The 24,215-nt window shown below is 38.6% G+C and carries 26 protein-coding genes, 1 pseudogene and 1 riboswitch; of the genes and pseudogenes, 17 read left to right on the top strand and 10 right to left on the bottom strand.

Translation table 11 applies throughout. The features are described 5' to 3' along the window. The first annotated feature begins 42 nt into the window (after positions 1-42). Together AC3WR0_RS12405 and AC3WR0_RS12400 are read left to right on the top strand one after the other, a co-directional pair. On the top strand, positions 43-741 hold the full coding sequence (locus AC3WR0_RS12405) for a response regulator transcription factor (protein ID WP_027320304.1): 699 nt from the start codon (positions 43-45) through the stop codon (positions 739-741). Beyond that, a complete protein-coding gene (locus AC3WR0_RS12400; RefSeq protein ID WP_492552607.1) occupies positions 731-2,149 on the top strand; it encodes a sensor histidine kinase in 1,419 nt (472 codons plus the stop codon). The genes AC3WR0_RS12405 and AC3WR0_RS12400 overlap by 11 nt, the downstream gene beginning before the upstream one ends. A 38-nt stretch (positions 2,150-2,187) precedes the next feature. Here AC3WR0_RS12400 and AC3WR0_RS12395 read toward each other — a convergent pair whose 3' ends face one another. Then, on the bottom strand, positions 2,188-2,484 hold the full coding sequence (locus AC3WR0_RS12395; RefSeq protein WP_027320302.1) for a hypothetical protein: 297 nt from the start codon (positions 2,482-2,484) through the stop codon (positions 2,188-2,190). Between the two features lie 250 nt (positions 2,485-2,734). On the opposite strand from AC3WR0_RS12395, the gene AC3WR0_RS12390 reads away from it, so the two are divergent. Next, on the top strand, positions 2,735-3,085 hold the full coding sequence (locus AC3WR0_RS12390) for a hypothetical protein (RefSeq protein ID WP_492552606.1): 351 nt from the start codon (positions 2,735-2,737) through the stop codon (positions 3,083-3,085). Positions 3,086-3,284: 199 nt separating this feature from the next. Here the strand turns inward: AC3WR0_RS12390 and AC3WR0_RS12385 are convergent, their stop codons facing one another. From AC3WR0_RS12385 to AC3WR0_RS12365, 5 genes and pseudogenes are all read right to left on the bottom strand, one after another. Next, positions 3,285-3,470, bottom strand: coding sequence for a hypothetical protein (locus tag AC3WR0_RS12385; protein WP_027320300.1), 186 nt, complete (start codon positions 3,468-3,470; stop codon positions 3,285-3,287). A 127-nt stretch (positions 3,471-3,597) separates the two neighbouring features. Beyond that, positions 3,598-4,953: a hemolysin family protein gene (locus AC3WR0_RS12380; protein WP_027320299.1), complete on the bottom strand. Its 1,356-nt coding sequence runs from the start codon at positions 4,951-4,953 to the stop codon at positions 3,598-3,600. Between the two features lie 52 nt (positions 4,954-5,005). After that, positions 5,006-5,218, bottom strand: coding sequence for a MerR family transcriptional regulator (locus AC3WR0_RS12375; RefSeq protein ID WP_492552605.1), 213 nt, complete (start codon positions 5,216-5,218; stop codon positions 5,006-5,008). Between the two features lie 57 nt (positions 5,219-5,275). Next, positions 5,276-5,395 (bottom strand): annotated as a pseudogene (locus AC3WR0_RS12370) (MerR family DNA-binding transcriptional regulator); the annotation flags it as partial. Between the two features lie 540 nt (positions 5,396-5,935). Then, the gene (locus tag AC3WR0_RS12365; RefSeq protein WP_492552604.1) at positions 5,936-7,258 is read right to left on the bottom strand and encodes a hemolysin family protein; all 1,323 of its coding nucleotides are present in this window, start codon (positions 7,256-7,258) and stop codon (positions 5,936-5,938) included. A 212-nt stretch (positions 7,259-7,470) separates the two neighbouring features. Here AC3WR0_RS12365 and AC3WR0_RS12360 point away from each other — a divergent pair, with 212 nt between their 5' ends. Together AC3WR0_RS12360 and AC3WR0_RS12355 are read left to right on the top strand one after the other, a co-directional pair. Then, entirely contained in the window at positions 7,471-7,947 is a 477-nt protein-coding gene (locus AC3WR0_RS12360; protein WP_492552603.1) for a hypothetical protein, read from the top strand. Then, positions 7,934-8,428 carry a hypothetical protein gene (locus AC3WR0_RS12355; RefSeq protein ID WP_492552602.1) on the top strand — a complete coding sequence of 165 codons (495 nt, stop codon included), beginning with the start codon at positions 7,934-7,936 and terminating at the stop codon, positions 8,426-8,428. The genes AC3WR0_RS12360 and AC3WR0_RS12355 overlap by 14 nt, the downstream gene beginning before the upstream one ends. Here the strand turns inward: AC3WR0_RS12355 and AC3WR0_RS12350 are convergent. Together AC3WR0_RS12350 and AC3WR0_RS12345 are read right to left on the bottom strand one after the other, a co-directional pair. Continuing rightward, on the bottom strand, positions 8,425-8,967 hold the full coding sequence (locus AC3WR0_RS12350) for a GNAT family N-acetyltransferase (RefSeq protein WP_492552601.1): 543 nt from the start codon (positions 8,965-8,967) through the stop codon (positions 8,425-8,427). The two genes, AC3WR0_RS12355 and AC3WR0_RS12350, sit on opposite strands and share 4 nt — an antisense overlap. Positions 8,968-8,986: 19 nt before the next feature. Continuing rightward, positions 8,987-10,117: a histidine kinase N-terminal domain-containing protein gene (locus AC3WR0_RS12345; protein ID WP_492552600.1), complete on the bottom strand. Its 1,131-nt coding sequence runs from the start codon at positions 10,115-10,117 to the stop codon at positions 8,987-8,989. A 172-nt stretch (positions 10,118-10,289) separates the two neighbouring features. Beyond that, positions 10,290-10,395: riboswitch (TPP riboswitch) on the top strand. A gap of 109 nt (positions 10,396-10,504) precedes the next feature. Here AC3WR0_RS12345 and thiT point away from each other — a divergent pair. Continuing rightward, positions 10,505-11,101: an energy-coupled thiamine transporter ThiT gene (gene thiT / locus AC3WR0_RS12340; RefSeq protein ID WP_492552599.1), complete on the top strand. Its 597-nt coding sequence runs from the start codon at positions 10,505-10,507 to the stop codon at positions 11,099-11,101. A 65-nt stretch (positions 11,102-11,166) separates the two neighbouring features. Here the strand turns inward: thiT and AC3WR0_RS12335 are convergent, their stop codons facing one another. Continuing rightward, positions 11,167-13,617, bottom strand: a complete 2,451-nt coding sequence (locus AC3WR0_RS12335) for a YhgE/Pip family protein (RefSeq protein WP_492552598.1) — start codon at positions 13,615-13,617, stop codon at positions 11,167-11,169. A 492-nt stretch (positions 13,618-14,109) separates the two neighbouring features. Between AC3WR0_RS12335 and AC3WR0_RS12330 the strand changes: the two genes are divergently transcribed. From AC3WR0_RS12330 to AC3WR0_RS12305, 6 genes are all read left to right on the top strand, one after another. After that, positions 14,110-14,334: a FeoA family protein gene (locus AC3WR0_RS12330; RefSeq protein WP_492552597.1), complete on the top strand. Its 225-nt coding sequence runs from the start codon at positions 14,110-14,112 to the stop codon at positions 14,332-14,334. Continuing rightward, positions 14,334-16,337, top strand: coding sequence for a ferrous iron transport protein B (gene feoB, locus AC3WR0_RS12325; RefSeq protein ID WP_492552596.1), 2,004 nt, complete (start codon positions 14,334-14,336; stop codon positions 16,335-16,337). Before AC3WR0_RS12330 ends, feoB begins: the two co-directional genes overlap by 1 nt. A 61-nt stretch (positions 16,338-16,398) precedes the next feature. Continuing rightward, complete coding sequence (locus tag AC3WR0_RS12320; protein WP_081679961.1) at positions 16,399-16,551, top strand: FeoB-associated Cys-rich membrane protein; 153 nt, start codon at positions 16,399-16,401, stop codon at positions 16,549-16,551. Positions 16,552-16,652: 101 nt separating this feature from the next. After that, positions 16,653-17,114, top strand: a complete 462-nt coding sequence (locus AC3WR0_RS12315) for a helix-turn-helix transcriptional regulator (protein WP_492552595.1) — start codon at positions 16,653-16,655, stop codon at positions 17,112-17,114. A 129-nt stretch (positions 17,115-17,243) separates the two neighbouring features. Further along, on the top strand, positions 17,244-17,408 hold the full coding sequence (locus AC3WR0_RS12310) for a hypothetical protein (protein ID WP_492552594.1): 165 nt from the start codon (positions 17,244-17,246) through the stop codon (positions 17,406-17,408). Positions 17,409-17,567: 159 nt separating this feature from the next. Further along, entirely contained in the window at positions 17,568-19,640 is a 2,073-nt protein-coding gene (locus AC3WR0_RS12305; protein ID WP_492552593.1) for a transglycosylase domain-containing protein, read from the top strand. Between the two features lie 612 nt (positions 19,641-20,252). Here the strand turns inward: AC3WR0_RS12305 and AC3WR0_RS12300 are convergent. Further along, entirely contained in the window at positions 20,253-20,579 is a 327-nt protein-coding gene (locus AC3WR0_RS12300; RefSeq protein ID WP_492552592.1) for an HPr family phosphocarrier protein, read from the bottom strand. 182 nt (positions 20,580-20,761) lie between these two features. Between AC3WR0_RS12300 and iadA the strand changes: the two genes are divergently transcribed. The 5 genes from iadA to AC3WR0_RS12275 all read left to right on the top strand — a co-directional run bounded on the left by iadA (position 20,762) and on the right by AC3WR0_RS12275 (position 23,815). After that, entirely contained in the window at positions 20,762-21,937 is a 1,176-nt protein-coding gene (gene iadA / locus AC3WR0_RS12295) for a beta-aspartyl-peptidase (protein WP_492552591.1), read from the top strand. 491 nt (positions 21,938-22,428) lie between these two features. Next, entirely contained in the window at positions 22,429-22,998 is a 570-nt protein-coding gene (gene sigY / locus AC3WR0_RS12290) for an RNA polymerase sigma factor SigY (protein WP_492552590.1), read from the top strand. Next, the gene (locus AC3WR0_RS12285) at positions 22,940-23,287 is read left to right on the top strand and encodes a YxlC family protein (protein WP_492552589.1); all 348 of its coding nucleotides are present in this window, start codon (positions 22,940-22,942) and stop codon (positions 23,285-23,287) included. The genes sigY and AC3WR0_RS12285 overlap by 59 nt, the downstream gene beginning before the upstream one ends. Further along, positions 23,284-23,481 (top strand): sigma-Y antisigma factor component, encoded by a 198-nt coding sequence (locus AC3WR0_RS12280; RefSeq protein WP_492552588.1) that lies wholly within the window; start codon positions 23,284-23,286, stop codon positions 23,479-23,481. Before AC3WR0_RS12285 ends, AC3WR0_RS12280 begins: the two co-directional genes overlap by 4 nt. A gap of 19 nt (positions 23,482-23,500) precedes the next feature. Then, entirely contained in the window at positions 23,501-23,815 is a 315-nt protein-coding gene (locus AC3WR0_RS12275) for a YbjQ family protein (protein ID WP_492552587.1), read from the top strand. Positions 23,816-24,215 lie beyond the last annotated feature (400 nt).

Raw genomic sequence — 24,215 nt, 5'->3', positions numbered from 1 at the left:
TTGTTAGGTATAATCCCGAGGAAAAAAAGGCAGGTAGCGTATATGAATATTTTAGTCATAGAGGATAATGAAAGTGTTTGTTCCATGCTGGAAATGTTTTTTATGAAAGAGGGATATAAAGGGGAGTTTGTCCATAATGGGCTCATGGGCTATGATCGATTTCGAGCGGGAAATTGGGATTTGCTAATTGTTGACTGGATGCTTCCGGGGATGGATGGGGTAAATCTCATTAAAAAGATAAGAGAGACCAGCAATGTGCCCATTATTCTATTGACTGCTAAAGATAGTGAATCAGATCAGGTCCTTGGTTTAGAGATGGGGGCAGATGATTATGTAACGAAACCTTTCAGCCCCCTGACTTTGCTGGCAAGAATAAAAGCAGTTTCCCGCAGGTTTCAGCAGGATGTAAGGAATCAGGAGAACCATTTTATAGAGACTGAGTATTTTAAAATCAGCAAGGAAACAAGGGAAGTTTATTTCAATGGAGAGAAAATGCCAAATCTAACTCCGAAGGAATTTGATCTGCTTTATTTCTTTATCCAGAATCCTCGCCAGGTTTTTTCGAGGGAACAGCTTCTCGATAAAGTATGGGGTTATCAATTTTATGGAGATGAAAGAACAGTAGATGTTCATGTGAAACGATTGAGAAAGAAAATTGGGAGCCCGAATCAGCCATTCATTCATACCATTTGGGGAATAGGCTATAAATTTGATGAATCGGTGATTGAAAATGAGGTTTAAATACCTGTATCAATTACTCCTAAGCCATATCAGCGTATTGCTTATTGCTATTTTACTATTGTGGCTTTTGTTTTCCAGCTTTGTCGAGCATTTTATTTATGAAAGTAAAGTGGACGAGCTAAATTCATTTGGGGTACAAATACTCCATGATCTTTCCGATCCTGCCCAGGCAAGTCCGCAATTTTTAAAGCATTATAGTAATTTGCTTCAAGCAAGGAATATTAGGTTTTATTTATTTGATGCGAATAGCCGGGTAGTGAATTATAAAAATCAATCAACTCTGCTTGTGAAATTAACGGATAAAGAATGGGCACAAATTGAAAAAGGCCAAAGGATTATGGTCAAGCGTGATTTGAAGAGGTTTGGACAGGAGGTCACTCTTGTAGCAATTCCTTATATGCAGGGTGATATTTTTTTAGGCGGGGTATTGCTTGTATCTCCCATAAGCGGAACAAAGGAAACAATTGATGAAATTATTCAGTTTTTCTTCTATGCTGTTTTAGCAGCTTTGGCTGTTACTATACTGCTTAGCTGGTTTTTATCAAAGTTCCATGTAAAACGAATTGACAGGATTCGTCACGCTACATCCCTTATAGCCAGTGGGAATTACGATATTAATATTCCAGCGAGTGAATTGGACGAAATAGGGGACCTTGCAAAGGATTTCAATGGAATGGCGGGCAGATTGCTTTCCTCTCAGGAAGAAATTGAAATGCTTGAAAATAGAAGAAGGCAGTTTATTGCAGATGTCTCCCATGAGCTTAAAACGCCCCTTACCACAATAGGAGGGCTTGTAACAGGCCTGAAAAATGATTTGATCCCGTCTGGGGAAAAGGAAAGATGCCTCGGGCTTATCGAAAAGGAAACAAAACGGCTTTCAAGGCTGGTAAATGAAAATCTGGATTATGAAAAAATCCGTTCAAATCAGATTGTTTTAAATATTGAACCCATCCAGATATCTGAGGTTTTTGAGATTATCAAGGAGCAGCTAGAAATGCAGGCTGATGAGAAAGGCAACCGCCTTAAAACAGAAGCGGCTGAAGACTTGGTTATTTATGCGGATTACGACAGACTCTTTCAAATTCTAATTAATATCACCAAGAATAGTATTCAGTTTACCAACAATGGAGAAATCTTTTTAAGGGCGTTTGAAGATGGTCCAAATAATATTATTGAAATAGAAGATACGGGTATTGGGATAAAACCGGAGGAAATCGAGTCTATCTGGGTGCGGTTTTATAAGGCAGATATTTCTCGAACAAGCAATCCTTACGGGGAATTTGGACTTGGCCTTTCGATTGTGAAAAAACTGGTGGAATTCCATAAAGGCACAATTGAAGTTTCTAGCGGAATTGGGCAGGGAACAAAATTCAAGATTAAGTTTCCCCGCTATACACAGAAGAATTGAAAAAGGAGGAGGTCCTTGAAGAAAGGACCTCCTTTTATTTAATGAACTCCCTCATATTTTACAAGAAGCTCTTTTATTCTCTCATCATAGGATAAGAATGTATTGGTATCTTCAAAAAACCAGGTATCATTGCCCTCTACATAAAAAGTAATGCCTTTCTGTTCTTGAATAAAGCCTGCATTGGCAGGTACTTCAGCAGAAAAGGCAAGACTGTATCCTTTATGCTTTTCTCCAAAGCCTGCGTATTGCGGAAACATACGAATATAAAATGGTCTGTTTATTCCAAACTCATCAGTAAACCAAATCAGGGCCTTTTCATCAATGGAAATCAACATAGTGAGCACCAACCTTTATAAATTTTGATTTCAAAAAAACAATTCATCCTATAATCAAATGGTATAAGGAAACAAACTTTTTCACTATGATTTTTTTCACACTTTCTGGTTAAATCCGAATAAGTAATAAAGTGTTCAAATATAAAACAAAGTTCCTACACAAGTTGTGCTGATTTTGTAACATCCTCATAGTGTTTAAGGTGTTAAAATTAGATTAAAGAAAACACTATGTTATAAGGAGAATGCCATCATGGATCAAAAAGTTAATCAGCTGTGGGACAGCGTTCACGATATAAAAAGCTTAATAGAATCTTTTCATGCTACTTTAGAAAGTATTGAAAACAGGCTGGCAAGGCTTGAGAAGGTTGACAGTATCGAACACCGGGTTGCAGTAAACCAGATCGATTTATCAGATATTAAAGATTCTCTTCATAGGATTGAAGAATTTCAGGAGCATGTTCAAAAAAGAGTAATTGCTTCCGATGAGGAAGTTGGGGCAGGTGGTCCTGATGACGTTCGATATGCACACCGTCGTCTTGACTCTCATCTTGTTAAGATAGCAAAACTTGAAGAAGAGATTCTTATATTAAAATCAAAATAAAAAAACTCGGCAATTGCCGAGCCTTTAGGTGACACGAGTGCGTGTAGTTGCACTTATCAGGCTAAAAAAGGCACATCCTCGAAAAGATATGCCTTTTCTTCGTGCAAAGTTAAAGATGACGAAGATTTCCTTTTCCCGTCTGTCGTCTGATTAGATAAAAAAGCTTCCCCTTATTTAAAGGGGAAGACAGCATGCTAATTTACTTTTTGAGCAGAGCTCGAATACCTAGATAAAGTATGGCAAATCCAAAAATTACGACAGCAACAATAGCTATAATGGAAATAAGATGGCCTAAACCGGAAACCAAACCAATGCCGCCGGCAACTTTTAGCAGTGCAAGACCTGCAAGGATACAAGCCAAGTATAAATATGCCAGTTGATTCATTTTTATCCCCTCCTTATGAATAAACTATTCGTTTGGAGTGGAAAATGAGTGGTCTTTTGACTATTCATAAAAAATTCATTTATAAAAAGATAAAAACCCAGACCGAGTTCTTTGGTCTGGGTTTTAGCTAGAAGAGAACCTCTGATTCTGTCAGGGGAATCTTTTGGGCGGAAGGCTCGCCGCCTTCTGCCATTTTTGATACTTCCAAATATTTTATATGGTGTTCTTCCATTTCTAGAATTTTAAAGGTGTAGGATTCATGCAGAATGTTGTCACCTTCCTTAGCCTCATAATTCTCTGTCAGAATCCACCCGCCTATTGTATCAATATCTTCATCATTAATTTCAATCCCAAGTAAGTCATTGACTTCGGTTACTAAAACTTTTGAATCGATAATGTAATGGTTGTCTTTAATTTTTCTAACCATTGGAATCTCATCCATATCAAATTCATCGCGAATTTCTCCAACAATCTCTTCAAGGATATCCTCTACTGTCACAAGACCGGAGGTTCCGCCATATTCATCCATTAAAATAGCCATATGGACCCTATCCTTCTGCATTTTAACAAGAAGGTCATGAATAGGAATGGTTTCAATTACCCTTATTATCGGCCGTGTATAGGCTTCAAGTGTCTGGGATGACAGGTTCTCATTACCAATTAGATCAGTCATCATTTCCTTAATATTTACAAGGCCTATAATATGGTCCTTATCTCCATCAATAATTGGATAACGTGTGAATTTCTCTTCTCTCAGCACTTCGAGGAAGGTTTCGAGCGTATCATCCTTTGATAAAGAAACCATTTCAGTTCTCGGAACCATTATTTCTTTAGCTATTCTGTTATCGAATTCAAAAATTTTATTAACATACTTAAACTCTGATTGGTTAATTTCACCACTTTTATAGCTTTCAGACAAAATGATTCGAAGTTCTTCTTCACTGTGGGCCAATTCATTCTCTGATACCGGCTTTAACCCGAAAATACCTGCTGTAAGGCGGGCTGAACCATTCAGTGCCCAAATAAATGGGTACATCACTTTATAAAAAAGAATAAGAGGCTTTGACATGTAAAGAGTAATTGATTCTGCTTTCTGGATGGCAAAGGTTTTAGGAGCCAATTCCCCGACAACTACATGGAGAAAGGTAATTGCAGCAAAAGCAATTGTAAATGATAGCACCTTAGCCACACCTTCCGGAATGTTCAGCCCGCTACTAAACAGAGGGTGAAGCATATCCTCGATGGTTGGTTCTCCAAGCCAGCCGAGGCCGAGTGCAGTAAGGGTAATACCTAATTGGCACGCAGAGAGATATCCATCCAGATTGGTTACTACTTTTTTCGCAGAAATTGCAGATGTCCTGCCTTCCTCAATCAGCTGATCAATTCTAGAACTTCTCACCTTAACAATCGCAAATTCAGATGCGACAAAAAAAGCTGTTAAAGCAATTAAAATGGCTATTAAAACCAAGTTTAATATGTCCAATAAGTTTCCTTATCCCGCTAAAATTCGGGTAAGGAGTCACCTCCCAGTGTAATCAAAAGTTAACCGTTAGATTCAAAAGAGATTTTATCAGGGCAGTTCCCTGCAGGTTTATGGTTTGTTCAAAATCTTCCTTTTGCTGTTGATCCATCTTTTCGATCAATGGTAATAATACAGATAAATCTTCGTGTAGCTGCTTCATCTGCTGGCTGACAGCACTGATATGTTTTTCCATTTCGGATTCACGGATTTTTTTTGCTCTCTTCATATCTAGCTTTCTCTTAATCTCGCCCAATGGATAATGCAATACCTTGCAGTCCTCAATAAACTTTAAATCGGCTAATGCCTCTTCAGAATATATACGGTAATTGGACTTGGACCGCTCTGCATTCAGCAAACCAATTGATGTATAATAATCAACTGTGCGCTTAGAAACACTTGCAATACACGCTAATTCGCCGATACGATAGAATACCCCATCATATCACCTCTATATTAAAATTAAGAATAATTATAAAGAAATAAAAGTATACAGTCAAACGTTGCAGTTAGAAACTGTGTTATTTAAAACATTTTATGGAAATGCATAAAAACTTATGTAGGCTGAATAAAAAATATTTTTATGGATATGCAAAAAAAAATCTGTTAAATTTCCCCAAAGGAAATAGATGTTTTTTAGACATAGTGACTGTAAACTTGTCTGTTGATTGGCGCTCACTGTTCTAAGGGCGGACAAGATGCCTCTTGGAAATAACATCGCGATAAGCTCTTTGGACAGCTGCATGCGGCTTTGCGACGAGCGGGCTTCTGCTGGAGCACTAAGGAACCTCCCAGGCGCTTTGCACTTGGGGTCCTTTGACCGCTATTCCTGCAAAATGCAAAGCTTTTACATGGCTAAGCAATAAGAGGGAGAGTAAACGGGTTAAAAAAAGCCGATCTCAAAAACCGCAAATTAATGGTTTTTAGGATCAGCTTATCGGGGTAATTATTGATCTTTAATTTGCTCATGCACAGCTGGGACTTTCTTTACCTCAACATATAGAATATGATGGCCTTCAATTTCTTTTATTTGAAAAATAAACCCTTCCCGCTCAAGTGATTCTCCTTCTTGAACATCAAATTTCTGTGTCAAAAACCAGCCGGCAATTGTATCCACTTCTTCTTCTTCGAGGGCTATTCCTAATAAATCATTCACTTCGGTTATCAATACTTTTCCCTCAAGAATGTAGTGCCCTTCACCCTTTTTTTGAATTAAAGGGAGCTCATCAAGATCAAACTCATCACGAATTTCGCCTACTATTTCTTCCAGGATGTCCTCAACTGTAACAAGTCCTGCCGTACCGCCGTATTCATCAGATAGGATAGCCATATGGGACCTGCTTTTTTGTAAACGTACAAGCAATTCCTGGATGGGAATATTCTCAATAACGTGGATGACAGGTTTAATATAAGGTACAAGAGGCTGATCACCCTCACACTTATGCTGCATACAGTCTGTTAGTACCTCTTTTACATTCACGATACCGAGAATATTATCCTTGTCTCCTTCAGTAACCGGATATCTTGTATATCTCTCTTCTTTGATGATGTCGAAAATTTCCTCCATGACCATGTCTTTTGTCAGAGCGATAATCTCTGTGCGTGGAACCATGATTTCCTTGGCAATCCGGTTATCGAATTCGAAGATGTTATTCACATAGCTGAATTCGGACTGGTTGATTTCTCCGCTTTTATAGCTCTCAGATAAGATCATCCTTAATTCCTCTTCAGTATGGGACACATCAAGTTCTGAGGAGGGCTTTAAGCCAAACATTCCCGTTACCGCTCTGGATGAATGGTTAAGTATCCAGATAAATGGATACATGATTCTGTAAAACCAGATAAGTGGAGAAGCGAAAGAAAGGATAACCTGTTCGGCTTTTTGAATCGCAAAAGTTTTCGGAGAAAGCTCACCAATGACCACATTAAAAAAAGTAATGATCGCAAAAGCTAAAATAAAAGATATGATATGTTTTAATGATCCCTGAAGTTCAATTTTATTAAACAAAGGATTTAGCATTTTCTGAATGGTAGGTTCACCAAGCCAGCCTAAAATTAGTGATGTAATGGTTATGCCTACTTGAGTAGCAGATAAATATCCGTCGAGATTCATTAGTATTTTTTTTACTTTTGTAGCTTTTCTGTTTCCTTCCGAAATTAATTGTTCAATTCTTGTAGTCCGGACTCTGATCATTGCAAATTCTGAGGATACAAAAAAAGCAGTCAATGCTATTAAAATTGCGATAATCATAATATTTGTTAATATCATCTAATACCTTACAATTCCTGTAAGGACGCACCTCCATTCCCAAAACCTACATTTTCACTATTATACCCCTAAGTTACATTTTCTACTTTTTTGGAGCTTTGAAACATTTTTAGCGCAATTTTTTCTTTTTATATCTCATACTTGTCTGCATTTACCGGGTAAAATATTAGCACTAGGACATAATAATCAAAAAATAAAAGGATGCAGACTTAATGACTGTGTTTATTTTTACTTTATTAGCCTTAATACTAGGTGCTGTGTACAATTATCAAAAAAAGAACATTCCTCTTATAGAGAATTTAATTGTTTTTTTCATTGTATCTATGCTTTTGATGAACGGAAGCACGATTCTCTGGCTGAATCTAAATTTTATAAAGGTTTCAGTATCCATCGAGAAATATATTGCTTTTATTATATGCAGAAACATTGTTTTACCATTATTGGTTTTGCTATGGCTTAATTTAAATGAAATCGCTAAGACCTTTCAAAGGAGAGTCATTATATTTATTATGGTTCTTATGGTTTCGATGGGAATTGAAATTCTTCAGAGGCTCTTAGGAATGTTAATTTACAATAAATGGAATGCAATCTTTTCAGTCATGCTGTTCTGTGCAAATTTAATTATATCGTTTTATGTATGGAAAATAGTAAACAAGCAAGAAAGGGTGAAGGGAGTTGGTTCGGTATGACCAGTCATTTGATGCAAATGAAATTTTTGTTCTTATGGTAACTGTTATTGGCTATTTAGCTGTCTATTTAGCCAGAAAACAATTCTCCTTCAAAATGCTGTTATTATGCCTGCTATTCGGGATATACACAGGCTTCTTTTTTGACCATACTATCAGCTTGTATCCCATGAACTACTATGATGTAAATGAGGTCTCGAAATTTGAGCTTTTTGATTTTATTTCGTATGTAATGTATGGACCTTTTTCATACTTTTTTATTTATTTATGGGAAAAGCTTCAACTGCAAACACGCCACGCTGTTGCATATATACTTTGCTGGTCTTTAATTGGATTATTAACGGAAGCAGTGGCTCATAAAGTGGGGATTTACCATTACAGAGACGGGTTTTCTATTTTTTATTCTTTTACTTTCTACCCAATTGTCCAGCTAATATGGCTGAATTTATATTGGAAACTAAAAAAAGAGCCGGCCGCAAATTAATGCAGCCAATCTCTTGATAACATTCCGTATATAACCAGATTATGATAGCGTCCATATAATTGTTCGCCATCTTGAATCATGCCTTCTGTTTTAAATCCCAGCCTTTCAGGAATGGCACGGCTTTTAATGTTTTTTTCACCGCAGCGGATTTCCACCCGGTTTAGTCCAAGATCATAAAATACATAGTTTAACACACCTTGTACTGCCCTTGTCATAATTCCATGTCCCTGAAACTTTTGGCCAAGGTAATAACCAATGCTGGTTTGCCGGTTATGCCAATCAATTTGGTGGAGGCCCAAAGAGCCTGCCAGTTCTCCTTTATATACAATCCCGGCGTTAAATCCATTATTTTCGGCGAACTGTTTAAGCCACATTGGGATAATTCCATGATATTGGAAGGAGGAGGTCATACCATCCACCCAAGGCAGCCACTCCCTTAGATAGGTTCTATTTTCATCTACCAGTCTATACAACTTTTGTGAATCATGAAGCTGAAATAATTGAAGTTCAATGTCCTGATCAATTTTCAAGGTAAACATTACAAAATAACTCCTTTAATCAAGTATTTAGTGCTATTGGAAGGATAATAGAAAAGGATGTATTCTTCGGCATGGATTTGCAATAAATTTCACCCTTATGTTTTTCAATAATTTCCTTGCACACAAATAGTCCGAGCCCCGTCCCCAACTTTTTTGTTGTGAAAAAGGGTTCGAAAATTGTTTTTTGTATTTCCTCGGGTATCATCGGACCATTATTTGAGACTGTTATTTTGACGCTTGTCTCATCCAGGGATTCCGATACAATTCCAATTAAAGGATTCTCACTGCTCTGGTGGCCGAGTACATCAATGGCATTAAAGATGATATTAATGAATACTTGCCTTATTTCATCCGCATATCCATAAAGCTGAGGGTCACCTGACAACTTTTTATCAATTTTCACTTTCCCATCCAGAATACTGGGATAGAGAAAGTTTAAAACTTCCTCAATTAAAGTATTCAAACTGTAGTAACTCTTTTCTTTGCCAATCAGTTCCTTTTTTGATAGAAGAAGAAACTGTGAAATGCGGAAATTCAATTGTCCCAATTCGTTCGAAATGATATCCAGATATTTCATATCGGGAAAATCTGATTTTAACAGCTGAATAAATCCCTGAATGGAAGTAAGTGGATTGCGAAATTCATGAATAAAACTTGATGTCATTTGACCAAGCAAGGTAAGCCTGTCCTGATGTGTAGAGTCAATAAACTTGGTTTTTTCTTCTATAATTTTATTTTTTTCCTCGGTATAGTGGGAAACAGCAAAGTAAAGGAATTTGTCAAAACAGAAATTGATTAAATTGATTGATTCCTGCATGTCGCTCCAGTCCAGTTCAGCTTTAGAAAGATAGCTGTAAAGCACACTTCTGCCAAGATTAACGTTATAAACAAATTCCCCGATATTGATATTTGCCTCTACACGCTCTAGAGATACGCTTGTAGCCAGATGTTCTATGTATTCCAACAGTTCGTCCTGGGTCATTTTAAAAACCATTAACACCATATTGAAAAGGGACTCGCCATTAGCAAGTATTTTGTCCCTAAAAGGATCCTTGTCCGAAACAATAATAGATTTGTCCCAATCGTATAAAAGCTGCTGTTTCTGGCTTTTAAAAAAATTGAGTAAAGCCTCTTTTTTTTGAGTTAGCATGTTGGTCCTCCTATCGGGATAAATGAAAGTGGGCTTTAGATGAATTAATTCGATAGGGTGAAGCATAATTCCTTCTAAATAAAATCGTCCAATGGCCATGTTTTGCATATTCCATGTTTTTCCTTGTCGGAGATGAAAAAAAGTAGTATATTCGAAAAGGAATTAAATTTAATATTTCCACAGGGGGAGCTGCAAAAGCGGCTGAGAGTGAATGTTCGAGTTCTGACCCTATGAACCTGTTAGTTAACGCTAGCGTAGGGATGTGGTTTGAGGATATAGGCAATGCAGGGTCCCCAACCGTCCTGGATTGCTTTTTGCAGTCCACTTTTATGCGGAGCATTAGGTAATAGGGAAAGACACTCTCCAAATTAAAAGGGGGAAAAAGTTTTGAATCAGAAAAGCAATACATTGTTTTTAGTGGAGGTAGCAGTTTTTACAGCACTTGCTTATCTACTGGACCTGGCATCAGGTTTTATTTTTTCTAGAATCTGGCCGCAGGGAGGATCTGTTTCTATTGCGATGGTTCCTATTTTTCTAATGGCCTACCGCTGGGGAACCAAAGGCGGGGTTTTGACTGGCTTTTTATTAGGACTGCTTCAATTGATTTTAGGGTTTTCGACCGTTGTTCATCCTGTTCAGGGCTTCCTTGATTATATTCTAGCTTTTGCAACAGCGGGCCTTGCTGGATTAGTTGCTGCTGGCTTAAAGCAGTCATTGGCACAGAATCGAAAAGGGCAGTGGATGACCCTTGCAGTTGTCGGTGCTTTTATCGGAAGCCTGCTAAGGTTTATCTGCCATTTTATTTCCGGGATTGTATTCTTTGGTTCGTATGCACCCAAAGGCCAGCCTGTAGCACTTTATTCATTAATTTATAACGGCACATATATGCTGGCTAGCTTTGTTATCAGTGCAATCTTGGTGATTCTTGTTATAAACGCAGCACCAAGAACCATGCTCAATAGTACAGCTAAGAAAGAGTATTAATAAGCTGAAAAAAGCCCTCATTCCATATGGAAGAGGGCTTTTTTTTACTTATTTAAAAGAATAATTTAAACCGCAATGTCCGCTTGGTGGGGATGTTCCTTGGACTTAAATAAGAAAACAGCTGCTGAAAGCAACATAAATAATACAAAGAAGCCAAGCAAAATCGCCATGTTTCCAAAAGCTGCACCTGAGTCATTAAGTGAAATAATAGACTTAAATCCTTCTATTGTATAAGTAAATGGAAGGTACGAGCTCAGGTTACGGAGATTTTCAGGCAGCATTTCGATTGGGAGGTTAGCCCCAGTTGTAGAAAGCTGTAATACTACGAACGCAAGAGCCATGAATCTTCCGACATTCCCCAATGATGCAAAAAATAAAATAATACCTGAAAAAATGATACTTACAATTATGGTAAATAAAACGAAAGCCACTGGGTTATCTACATCCATTCCTAAAAAGCCAAGGACAACTAGTGATAATAGGAGAGCTTGTCCTACAGCAAGAACCGAAAGATTTAAGAACTTAGCTCCAAACCAGCTGAGCGCGGAAACTTCTTCAGGCCTTCTGAAATTAATAAATAATGATAAAACCAGAATTCCAACAAATAAAGCTAAAGATAAAACATACGGTGCAGTTGAATCCCGGTAGTGCGGATACTTATGAATCGTGCTTCCTGCCAGATTAACAGGTGAAGCAAACATTTGGATATTTTGATCATCCGCTTTAATGGCACTAGTTTTTTGTGCACCATCTTTTAATCCGGAAGCGAGCTGGTTCGACCCGTCATCAAGCTTGGCAGCTCCATCATTTAATTGAGTAACACCTGTTGTTAGGTCACCCCATCCTTGGTTAACAGATGCATTTCCGTCGCTGACCTGAACCATGCCTGTATGAATTTGTGCAGCACCGGCAGAAAGATCATGCCAACCTTTATCAACCGATGCATTTCCGGCTGAAATCTGAGCGGCTCCATTATCAAGCTTCGTTACGCCTGCAGTCATGTCACTCCAGCCTGTTTGGACGGTCTTTGTTCCATCGGCAATTTGAGTAGTGCCACCGTGGAGAAGTGTAACTTGATCAATCATTGTATTCCAGCCTGTCGCAAGGTCCGCTGTGCCCTTTTGAAGAGCAGGAGCCTTAGCGGCTAAATCAGCAACACCTGCATTGATTTGCGTCTGACCTGCTATTAAAGCATTAAGACCATCAACAGGTGTAAGTATCTTTCCAGGAACTCCACCAGGCTCAAATGCTTTTGGTAAAGCGGTTGCGCCAGCAGTAAGTGCAGAAAGATCGTCTTTTGTTTTTTGTGAATTTAGGTAGTCAGACATCTTTCTAAGTTCACCTATAGCGAAAAGATAAGGTGCTTTATTTTCAGATGTAGGGTTTGAAATATAATTCTCGATTAAAGAAACATAACCATCGAGTCCCTTTGCAGTAAGTGAGACACTCCCAACTAGATCGGTAACACCCTTCGATAGTTCTTCGGTTTTAGGCTTCACTACTAAAGTGAGTCCATTTTTGGTGTCATTTAAACCTTTTAAAATCCCTTCAGTGCCAGCTTTTAGAGCTGGTGCACTTTCTGCTAGGCTCTTCCCGCCTCCAGCGAGCTGCTGAACGCCAGGCTGCCCAGCTTTTAGAGCAGCAAGCAATTTTCCTGTCCCGTCATTAGCAGCAGCAGATCCTTGAGCTAAGCGGGTGATGTCGCCTGATTTACTGTTTAAAGAGGAAAGGAGAAGTCCAGTTCCATTTTTTAATTCCTTGGAACCACTTGCAAGTTTGGTTATATCACTTTGCTTAGAGGATAAAGAACCAGCCATCTCCGCAGTTCCTGCCTCAAGTTCTTGTGAACCGTCTGCAAGTTTTTTAATATCGGCTGATTTTTCTGTTAGTGAATCCAGCAGCTGGCCAGTTCCATCATGAAGCTGGACCGTTCCGTCATGCAGTTGAGAAGAACCATCCGCAGCTGTTTTAAACCCATTTGCTACATCACCAAGATTTGCAAAAATATTCTTTACGTATTTCTCGGTAATTTTATTAGCAAGCTGTTCGCGGATACTTTCTGTTGCAGTTTTGGTTACCTGTGCAGCCATAAAATTAAGACCTTCATTTTGAGTAAATTTAAGCTCCAGGTTTTTTGGGTTTGGTTCAAGTACAGTGGTTACTCTCTTAGAAAAATCCTTTGGGATTTCAATAATCATATAATACTTAAAATTATCAAGTCCGGATCGAGCTTCGTCTGAATCAACAAATTCCCAGCGCAAATCCTTGCCTTTTTTCAGATCAGCAACCAGGTCATTTCCTACATTAATTTTCTCATCTCCTGACATAGCACCTTCATCGTTGTTTACAACTGCTACTGGCAGGTTAGAAAGATTGTCATACGGACTCCATGTAGGAGAGAGAAGAATTCCACCGTACACAACAGGGATCAGCAGAGCAGCTATAACAGACAGTAAAACCCCTTTTTTTACCGCAAGTTTAGCTAATTCACTCCAAAATAAGCTAAAAACATTCAATTCATAATACCCCCTTTGTTTTTTTGTTGAGAAAAACTGAATGATCATTCATTTTTCACTCGATTTATATAATTCTATAGAAATGGTAAAAATACCTTTAATTTACAGAAAATAAAAAATATTGTAAAAATTATATTGGAATAATACTATTTACCTATGTATTGGAAATAAAATAGAAGTAGGTTTCTCTTAAATTTTGGCTGTGTTAAAAAGCAACTTTGAATTTATATGTTGATCGTAGCGCAAGGTCACGAGACTCCCGCGGAAAGCGACCGGCTCGGAGATATAATCAACAACTAAGATTAAAAGCGCCTAAATTTAAAAACCAAAAAAAGCGAAAAAAAAAGTAAATATGTCAAACTTATAAACTTTTATCCTTTTTCAACATATTCAAAGGAATTTCCCTTAATATTGCTTTTACATTTTTTTGTTTTTAATGTTAAAATAACTACATAGTAAAGATAATCATTCTCAATTAAAAGGGTGATAAGCATGTTTGGTCAGTTGAAAGCAGGAGAAAAAGGAAAGATCATTGATATCTCGCATGTAGGTCACCTTGTTAAAAGGCGTTTACTTGATTTAGGTATCACAGAGGGAACTGAGGTCTGTGTAAAATGTGTAATGCCTTTTGGGGGCCCCATCATGATTGAATCCTGCGGGCAGTGTGTGGGCATACGCCGCAAGGAAGCAGATTGTATTGAAGTGGAGCGGTTATAATGGAAGTTGCTTTAATAGGAAACCCCAATACTGGTAAAACTTCGTTGTTTAATAACTTAACTGGGTCCTATGAATATGTCGGCAACTGGAGCGGCGTAACTGTAGAAAAAAAAGTAGGACTGTTTAAAAATAATATTGGCAGATTAATTGATTTGCCAGGAGTTTATACATTAAATCCCCTTTCAAAGGATGAAGGGGTGGTTACATCCTTCTTTTTAAATGAAAAGGTTGATCGATTATTAAATATATTGGATGCCTCGCAGCTGGAGCGTAATTTGCATTTAACGGTCCAATTGCTTGAATATGGAAAGCCAGCTCTAATAGGGCTCAATATGGTTGATGTAGCTGCTAGCCGCGGAATAAATATCGATATTCAGAAGTTTTCCAGTATGGTTGGCGTAACCGTTGTCCCTGTGGTAGCAAGGAGCGGAAAAGGCTGCGACCAACTGGTTAATGTCATTTCCGATGGTGAGGATGCCTTAGACCGGAAAAACCTGGTTTATTATGGAAAAGATGTTGAGGACGTCATTTTATTAACAGCAGGTGAATTAGAGGGAAAAACCAACCATTCACCAAGATGGCTGGCACTTCAATGGTTTGAAGGAAACAAATATGTAGAAGAGTACCTTCGTACTATCATGAATCCGCAAAAAATGGAGGCTCTCCTCACTGATGTTACTGAAAAAGTAAAAGTCAAAGAAGGTGGCAAGACACTTCCTCATTTTATCTATTTAAAGAGAAGAATGGTTATTGAAAATATTTTGAGTGAATCGGTCAGGAAGAAAGAAGCTGGAACTCCCTTAACAGAAAAGATAGATAGTCTGGTAACAAACCGTTATCTTGGAATGCCTATTTTTCTGGCTTTAATGTATGTGATGTTTATGCTCACTTTTGACTGGCTTGGAACTCCTTTGGCTGACCTGCTTGATAAATTACTCACAGGTCCCGTAACAAATGGAATTGAGAAATTACTGTCAGTTGCTGGAGCGTCTCAATTTATCCATGACCTAATTATCCAGGGACTGGTTGCTGGTGTAGGAGGCGTACTTGTCTTTGTACCGCAAATATTTATCCTGTTCTTCTTCATATCACTTTTAGAAGACTCAGGTTATATGGCAAGGGTTGCTCTTGTTATGGACAGGATTATGGAATCTGTCGGATTAAACGGTAAAGCCTTTATTCCAATGATGATTGGCTTTGGCTGTAATGTACCGGGGATTATGGCTGCAAGGACAATCGAGACACCGCGCGAACGACTGTTAACCATATTGCTCACTCCGCTCATGTCCTGTTCAGCAAGACTTCCGGTTTATGCCTTATTTGTGGGGGCCTTTTTTCAGGGACAAAAAGCTTTAGTAGTTTTAAGCTTATATGTACTGGGAATTGTCGTTGCTCTTATTCTAGCTAAAGTTTTTTCTTCAACCATCTTAAAGTCGGAAACATCCTTGTTTGTGATCGAGCTTCCGCCTTACAGACTACCACAGTTTCAGGCACTTAGAAGAAGTACTTGGGATAAAGGGAAAGGCTTTGTTAAAAAAGCCGGAACATTTATTTTTGCAGGTTCTGTTTTTATATGGGTTTTATCGTATGCAGGTCCTGGCGGATTAAAGGTGGATATGGATCACAGCTTCCTTGCATCTATTGGTGGAGTGCTTGCGCCTCTGCTCGCGCCGATTGGCTTTGGTACTTGGCAGGCAGGAGCATCCCTTCTCACAGGCTTTTTGGCGAAAGAATCCATTATCTCCACAATGAATATCATCTATTTTGTTCCTAAGGGTGAAAACCTTCAGGGATTATTATCAAACTACTATACACCGCTTGCGGCCTATAGCTTTATGGTATTTATTCTTCTGTACATTCCATGTCTGGCAACAACAGCGACTATATACAAAGAAACATCATCCAAGAAATGGACTGCTTTCTCCATTATTTATGCCTTAGCAATAGCCTATTTACTGGCTGGAATCGTTTATCAGGGCGGAAAAATGTTTGGGCTTGTATAAGGAATAATTCCAACTCGAACAGCTGTGACTAATTCACGGAAAAGAGAAAGGTGTGGGATTTATGATCGCAAATATTATAATAGGCGGTGCCATCTTTAGCTATGCCAGCTGGGCTTTTGTCCGGTTTATCAATAAATCAAAAAAAGGCAAATGTGCGGCCTGCTCTCTGTCAAAAAATTGCGAAAGCCAGTGCAGTACTTTCGAAAGTAAATAAATCGATCAACGGCTGTTCCCCAGGGGCAGCTGTTTTTCTTTTAAAAAAGGATATTTATGTGTAAAATTTCACTATAACACCAGTTGAAGGAAGGGTTCCTAGTGACCAGGGAAGAAATTATAAAAAAGGTATCTGAAAAACTCCGTCTCATTCGTATGGAAGCAGGATATACCCAGGACAGAATGGCTGATATTATTGGTGTTTCAAAGAAAACTCTTGTTCAAATTGAGAAAGGTAGAGTCTTGGCAGGGTGGTCTACAGTAGTCTCTGCCTGTGCCTTGTTTAGGGAGTCCGATACCGTTCAATTCCTTTTTGGAAATGAACCTATTGAGGTCCTTGAAACTGTCGCCCGTGAAGGTATTGACGTAAAAAAACAAAAGACAATGGGTGGAAGAGTTTGGTGGAAGGAAGTATCCAGGGTAAATGAGTATGTCCTTCAGCAAAATATTTTAAGTAAACATTTTAGAATTCTCGATCAAGACCACTACAGAGTATTCAGCAGTTTTGATGAAGATTATTCCAAGATGCGCTTAGATGAACTTTCAGGACAAAATAACGTGTAGCAAAGGGCAGGAGCATCTTATTTTCATAGGCTTTTTCTCGTCCCAAAATGGTAATCTAACTAGCTTGAAACCCCCACAAATGAACCCTCATTTTCGAATCTTTTTCTAAAGGAATGAGGTGAAAAAATTATGGGTAATGCTGAATCGCAAAGCATGCACTCCACAATTCAAAAATGCCTCCAGCATCTTGATGTTTTAGAAGCAGATAATAAAACAAAACAAATTGTTTATATGTATATGGAAGCACTTTATAAAGAATTAGGCAGCCAGGATTGCAATCAGCAAAATAAATGACAAGAGGCCTTTGAATCAATGGAATCACATTCCGTTTCAAAGGTTTTTATTTTTGTGGCGCCGCATAGAATATCCCGTGTGTAAACGCCTTTATGAATGGGTAAGTGGTATTGCATCTTAGAAAAAAAAGGCAAATTTTTATGGTCTCAGGGGGAAAATATGAGGAAATTAGTGTTAATTAAAAATTGGAAGAAATGGCATATGAATCAGGTGATGATATTATTGTTTGCAACAATTATCCTGTCCTTTTTATGGTTTTTGCATAGCTTTTCCAATGATACAGATATTACTGCATTAAATAATGAATTATCTCAGCCTACCGTGCTGTATGATGTAAATGGAAAAAAGGCGAGTATGATATCAGGATCAAAGCATGAAGGAGTAGCAATCCGGCAGGTGCCAAAGTCCATGAAAAATGCTGTAGTAGCCATTGAGGACCGCCGTTTTTATGAGCATGGAGGAATAGACTACAAAGGTATCTTTAGGGCCTTTTTCAAAAATGCTGTGGCAGGCGAGGTGGTTGAAGGGGGCAGTACCATTACCCAGCAGCTTGCCAAAAACACCTTGCTTACTTCCAAAAGAACATATAAGCGCAAGCTAGAAGAATTCTTTTTGGCCAAAAAAATAGAAGGAAAATACAGCAAGGATGAGATCCTTCAAATGTACTTTAACCAAATTTATTTTGGCAAAGGAGCATGGGGGCTAAAAAATGCCTCCCAAAAATATTTTGGTAAAGACGTTAAAGATTTAACTATAAGTGAATCCGCCATCCTGGCAGGAATCATTAAAGCTCCATCAGCTTTAAATCCATATGACCATCTACAAGAAGCCATTGACCGAAGAAATATTGTTCTCGCAGCAATGAAAACACAAGGCTTTATTACAAGCGAACAATTTAAAAAGTCGGAATCTGAAAAGGTTGTTCTGAAAGATGGCGGAGGAGATCCTTTTTGGGGAAGGTATCCATATTATGTAGACCAGGTTTTTGAAGAAGCTATTAAAGAGTATGGACTATCTCAAAAGAAGCTTTTAGAAGGCGGATACGAGATTTATACTGAAATGGATCCTGGGATGCAGGCTTCAGCAGAAGAAACCTATAAAAATGATTCCTTATTTCCACAGGGAAATGGCCGTCTTGTTCAGAGCGGCGCCGTAATCATGGACCCTCATACTGGAGGAGTAAGGGCTCTTGTGGGGGGCAGGGGAGAACACACCTTTAGAGGTTATAATAGGGCAACCCAGTTACAAGCTCAGCCAGGATCCTCCTTTAAACCGGTTGCTGTTTATGCTCCTGCTCTGGAAGAAGGCTGGAATATTACGGATATGCTAAAAGATGAACCTATGAAATTTGGAACATATGAACCAAAGAATTATAACCATCAGTATCTTGGCGAGGTACCTATGTATGATGCTGTCAAAGAATCTATGAATGTACCAGCAGTCTGGCTTTTAAATGAAATTAGTATCAAAAAAGGCCTTGATTCAATTAAACGTTTTGGAATTCCGCTTGATAAAGAAGACCGTAATTTATCGATTGCACTAGGCGGACTTCATAGGGGCGTATCACCAATGAAAATGGCAGAGGCTTTTTCCGTTTTTCCGAATAAGGGAGAACGAATTCCTGCGCATTTAATACGTAAAATTGTCGACTCAGATGGCAATAAAATAGCAGGCTGGAAAGAAAAAGAAGTAAGGGTAACCACAAAATCTGTCACTGATAAAATGAACACTCTTCTGCTTGGTGTAGTTGAAGAAGGTACAGGAAAAGGTGCTCAGGTTCCGGGTTATGAAATTGCCGGAAAAACTGGTTCCACCCAGGTGCCGATCAAAGGAATCAATGGTGTAAAGGACCAATGGTTTGTCGGCTATTCTCCTAATTTAGTAGGGGCTGTTTGGGTAGGTTATGATAAAACAGACAGTAAGCACTACTTAACCACAACCAGCAGTGAGGGAGCAGCAAGGGTTTTCCAGCAGGTTATGTCCGAGGCTCTAAAAAATACCAATCCTGAAAGCTTTAATGTCCAGCATATAGGAGCATTAATGGAACAAAAGAGACAGGAAGAATTGTTGAAAAAGCAGCTTGAACAGCAGCAGGCCCAGCAAAATAGCCTGCAGCAGCAATTTAATGGGGCTGCGAAAAAGTGGGAAGAAAAGATTAAGAAAGAAAAAGAGAAGTTGGAAAAGAAAGTGAAAGGGCATGGAAAAGGGAAAGGCCATGGCCATGGCCATTAAGAAAAAGGGAGTATCTTAAAGGATACTCCCTTTTTTGTGCACCAACATGGGGATTAAGAAAGACTCAGGACTTGATTGATGTTCTTTTTCTGAAAAAATCATAGTTTTATAGCAATTAAGAAGTAAATTAACTAAAAAACTACCTAAAGCAAATCCAAATCCTCTTTTTTTAACTAAAGTACCCCGCTCCCATGATAAAAAGTTTTAATTTATCAATCAAATGCACGATTTCAAGGAAGGAATGCACGAATTCAGGGGAAGAATGCAAGATTTCAAAGAAGGAATGCACGAATTCAGGGGAAGAATGCACGATTTCAAAGAAGGAATGCACGATTTCAAGGAAGGAATGCACGTCTTGCATTTGCAAATGCCCAGTTCTTAAGTGAAATGCCCGCATTCATCGACAAATGCCCGGTTCTTAAGTGAACTGCCCGAACCGGTTCTTAAGTGAACTGCCCGAACTCATCAGCAAATGCCCGCCTTGAAGCTGGAATGACTGGATAAACCTTGAAGTGCCATCTCGTGTATGTATTGCCCTTCTTTCAGCAGTGCTGTGCACCATTCAAACACAATAAAAGCCCCAGGGTTTCTACCTGGGGCATACATTATAATCTATAACTGAAATGTTTCAGAAGTATTCAAAAAGCGCTTTTGTGAAATTTTAAGAACAGTAACATGACCAGTACACATATTACTAATAAGATCTAAATGCTCCTGAACATTTTCACCTTCAACGATAATTTTCAATGTAGATTTAGTTTTGCATGTTAATAAGAACGAAACAAGTTTTGTTAAATTAGTGGCATCAACTGCTTTATGGTTACTATATAGAAAGGTAGATCCGTTATACTGTTTGGAAGCTTGAAAGATTTCAAGCATTTTCTTCATAGTGAACTTGTTTCGAACGATGACATTAGTTGAAATAATTTCTTTCATCATTCTATTCTCCTTTGTCCTATTAGACTAGTTATTTGTTGTTTGTTGTTATTTATTTACCCAGCAGGAGAACGATTAAACCCTTTTAAAACAAAATGGGTAATTTGCCTAAAGAGTTAAGATTTTCAAATTATGTAAATTGACTTATATTAATTGCATATTGAATTGGAAAGGGTGTCTCAGCCTTGTTAACACTTATTCAGAATGGCGAAATTTACGCTCCTCATTATCTTGGGAAAAAGGATTTATTAATCGTTGATGAGAAAATTGGGTATATCTTAGATAAAATTAATTTACCTGAAAACTTTGTAGACATTAAAGTGGTTAATGCAGAAGGTAAATTAGTTGTTCCCGGCTTTATTGATTCACATGTGCATATTACTGGAGGTGGGGGTGAAGGAAGCTTCCGCACTCGTACACCTGAGATCCAGCTGACAGATGCCACTCTTGCTGGAATTACCACACTAGTTGGTGTTCTTGGTACAGACGGCACAACCAGAACAATGCCCAGCCTGATTGCAAAAGCACGCGGGCTTGAAGAAGAAGGAATTACCTGTTACGTACATACAGGCTCTTATCAGGTGCCCCTAAAAACACTAACTGGGAAAATTGAAGATGATATCATCCTTGTTGATAAAATAATTGGTGCGGGGGAGGTAGCTATTGCAGACCACCGGTCCTCCCAGCCAACAGCAGAGGAAATGGCGAAAATTGCATCTGCTGCCAGGATTGGCGGCCTGCTTTCTGGAAAGGCCGGAATCGTAAATGTGCATGTTGGAGATAGTTTTGATCATTTAAAGATAATTGAAGAGGTTGCAGAAAAAACAGATATACCTATCCGCCAGTTTCATCCCACCCATATAAACCGCAATCCACATCTGTTTGAAGAAGGTATCCGCTTTGCCAAAAAGGGTGGCTATGTTGATTTTACAACAAGTACTATCCCTAAGTTCTTTGAAGAGGGGGAGATAAAATGCAGTGCAGGATTAAGAAGAATGCTTGATGCCCATATTGATATATCGCAAATAACCTTTACTTCAGATGGACAGGCAAGCCTTCCTGACTTTGATGAATTTGGAGAACTTATTGGATTGAAGGTAGGAAGTGTTGCTACTCTCTATCAGGAGGTAAGGGACGCGGTCCTCGAAGAGTCTGTTCCACTTGAAATAGCATTACGAGTTATTACACAAAATCCAGCAGCTATCTTAAAGTTAAAACAAAAGGGAATGATTGTGGAAGGCAAGGATGCAGATCTTGTATTTCTTAACAAAGAGGATTACAACATTCACTCGGTTTTTGCTCGAGGGAAATTAATGGTTGAAAACGGAAAAGCAATTGCGAAAGGAACGTTCGAAAGGTAAAGGGCTGCTCCATGTGCAGTCTTTCTTTCTATATGGCCATTGCGGCTCTCATTGAAAAACAGGTCAGCCAAAAACCATTCATTTTCAACATGTAAAAAAACCAATAATGAACGCTAAAATAGTCAGATCTCTTTAAAGAAGGTACTTGTTCCCTTCCTCTGTCGAAATGCAAAGAATCGACGGAACGAAGATGCGAGACTCCTCGGAAATCCTCAATATGCTTTCGCAAAATGTGGTGCGATGTAAATTTCCGGATGTTTTTCTTGTGCATCGCATTTCCTGGTGTGTGGGGGATTTCAAGAGTGCTAATCAATGTCCTGCGGGAAAGCGGTAAGGGAGACCCCGCAGGCACACAGTACGCACCTAATGCGGAACTCAACAACCCTTTTTGAAAAAAAATAAAAACACTGAACGAAATTAAATTTAAAACGTCTAATTAATAGAGAGAAAAAGGAAGCGGGATACAGGGGAAAGTGAGGACTTAAAATCGAATGGACGACATTATTAAAAGTGCCAAACAGGGCGACCATATTGCTTTTGCAATCCTGTTTAAAGAGAATTATCCATTCCTGGTGAAATACTTAATGAAAATCACTATGAATCCCGATACAGCAGAAGAACTTGCCCAGGAAACAATGACAAAGTGTGTTCAAAAACTAGAGCTTTATAACGGGGAATCTAAATTTTCCACCTGGCTGATATCCATTGCCACGAACACGTATATAGACCATTGCCGGAAGAAAAAGAGGGAGAAGGAGTGGCATCTTCAGGAGGAAACCTCCAGAAAACTAAAATGGCATTTTGAAAGCAGGAATGAGGAATGGAACGACACCCTGGCCGCCCTGGGAAAATTGCCTGAGGAAGTGAGAATACCTATTATTTTAAAGCATTATTACGGATATTCTTATGAGGAAATAGGGAAAATGCTGAAAATATCTGCGGGAACAATTAAGTCAAGAGTGCATAACGGCATTATGTCAGTCAGAAGGGAGCTAAAAATCGATGAAGAAGAAGAAAATCGTATCGCTAGAGAACGAGCATCTAAACAAGGAAGATATTAGAACGATTGATGAGATCAAACAAGGTTTGGAGAAAATTGATCATATACCGGTTTATTCCCCGGATCTTCATTGGTTTGAAACAATGATTCTAAATGAAAAGCAGCAATATAAGAAAAAATTGATTAGAGATCTGACTCTATTTTTCATAATTGCCGCTTTTATCCTTACAGGAATTATTGTGTCCTTATATCACATGCCGATTGTTTTTATCGCCCTTCAGGCTGCAGGGGTCGTTTTTATTGTGTCTTACACCAGCCTTCGCGCTATCAGGAAGGTGAATGATATATGAATAAAGAAATGACGCCTGGCCTCATCCTGCTAGTTGCTATCATCTTATTATCCCAAAGCATCTTTTTGTTTTTGGATGCCAGAAAACGAAGCCATAACTACTGGCTCTGGGGCATAGTCGGGCTTATTCAGGCACCAATGCCTGTCCTGTTTTATTTAATCTTTGTTAGAAAAATTTTTGCGAGAAAAGAATGAATAATAGGGGGACAAGGAAATGATTATTGTAACCACTGAATCTATTCCCGGGATGGAAATTAAAGAGTGTCTGGGTCTCGTCAGGGGCAGCACAGTTCAGTCAAAGCACATTGGCAATGATATTATGGCAGGGTTAAAAACGATCATTGGCGGAGAAATAAAGGAATACACAGATATGCTGAATGAGGCGAGAGAAAAGGCTATCAGAAGAATGGAAGAGGAAGCGGAAAGGCTGGGGGCAAATGCGATTGTTGCAATGAGGGTGGCAACCAGTTCAGTCATGCAGGGGGCCTCTGAAATTATTGCATATGGGACAGCGGTGGCATTAGATTAAAAAATTAAAAAGTTTCTGAAAATGGGAATTGACTTTCATTTCATCTGGTGTTAACCTTACAAAGGAAGAAAATTAAGGAAATGGAGGGGTTGCGAAATGTTGATGATTCAGGCTTTTCACTCATTAACTGAATATGAAATAGTGAATGTAACCTGTCCATATAAGCTCCTTTTTTAATTTTAAAAAAGTATTCTTATGGCATGGGCTGCGTTCTTATACGCTTCCTGTGCCATTTTTAGTTTAAATTGTATTTTAGTTTAACAAGGCATAGCGTATGTTAATTGCGTTATGCCTTTTTTTAATGGTTAAGAAAGCATAAAGTTTTACCTTTTAAATTGTCTAGCTCCAGCGCCCAGCGCCTAGTGTCCATCCCGCTTCTCCCTACGATAAGTCAACATCG

It is taken from the genome of Neobacillus sp. FW104-15D2, from assembly GCF_058790155.1.
Note: the sequence above shows the minus strand (reverse complement) of the source record. Positions and strands in the feature narration are given on the sequence as shown.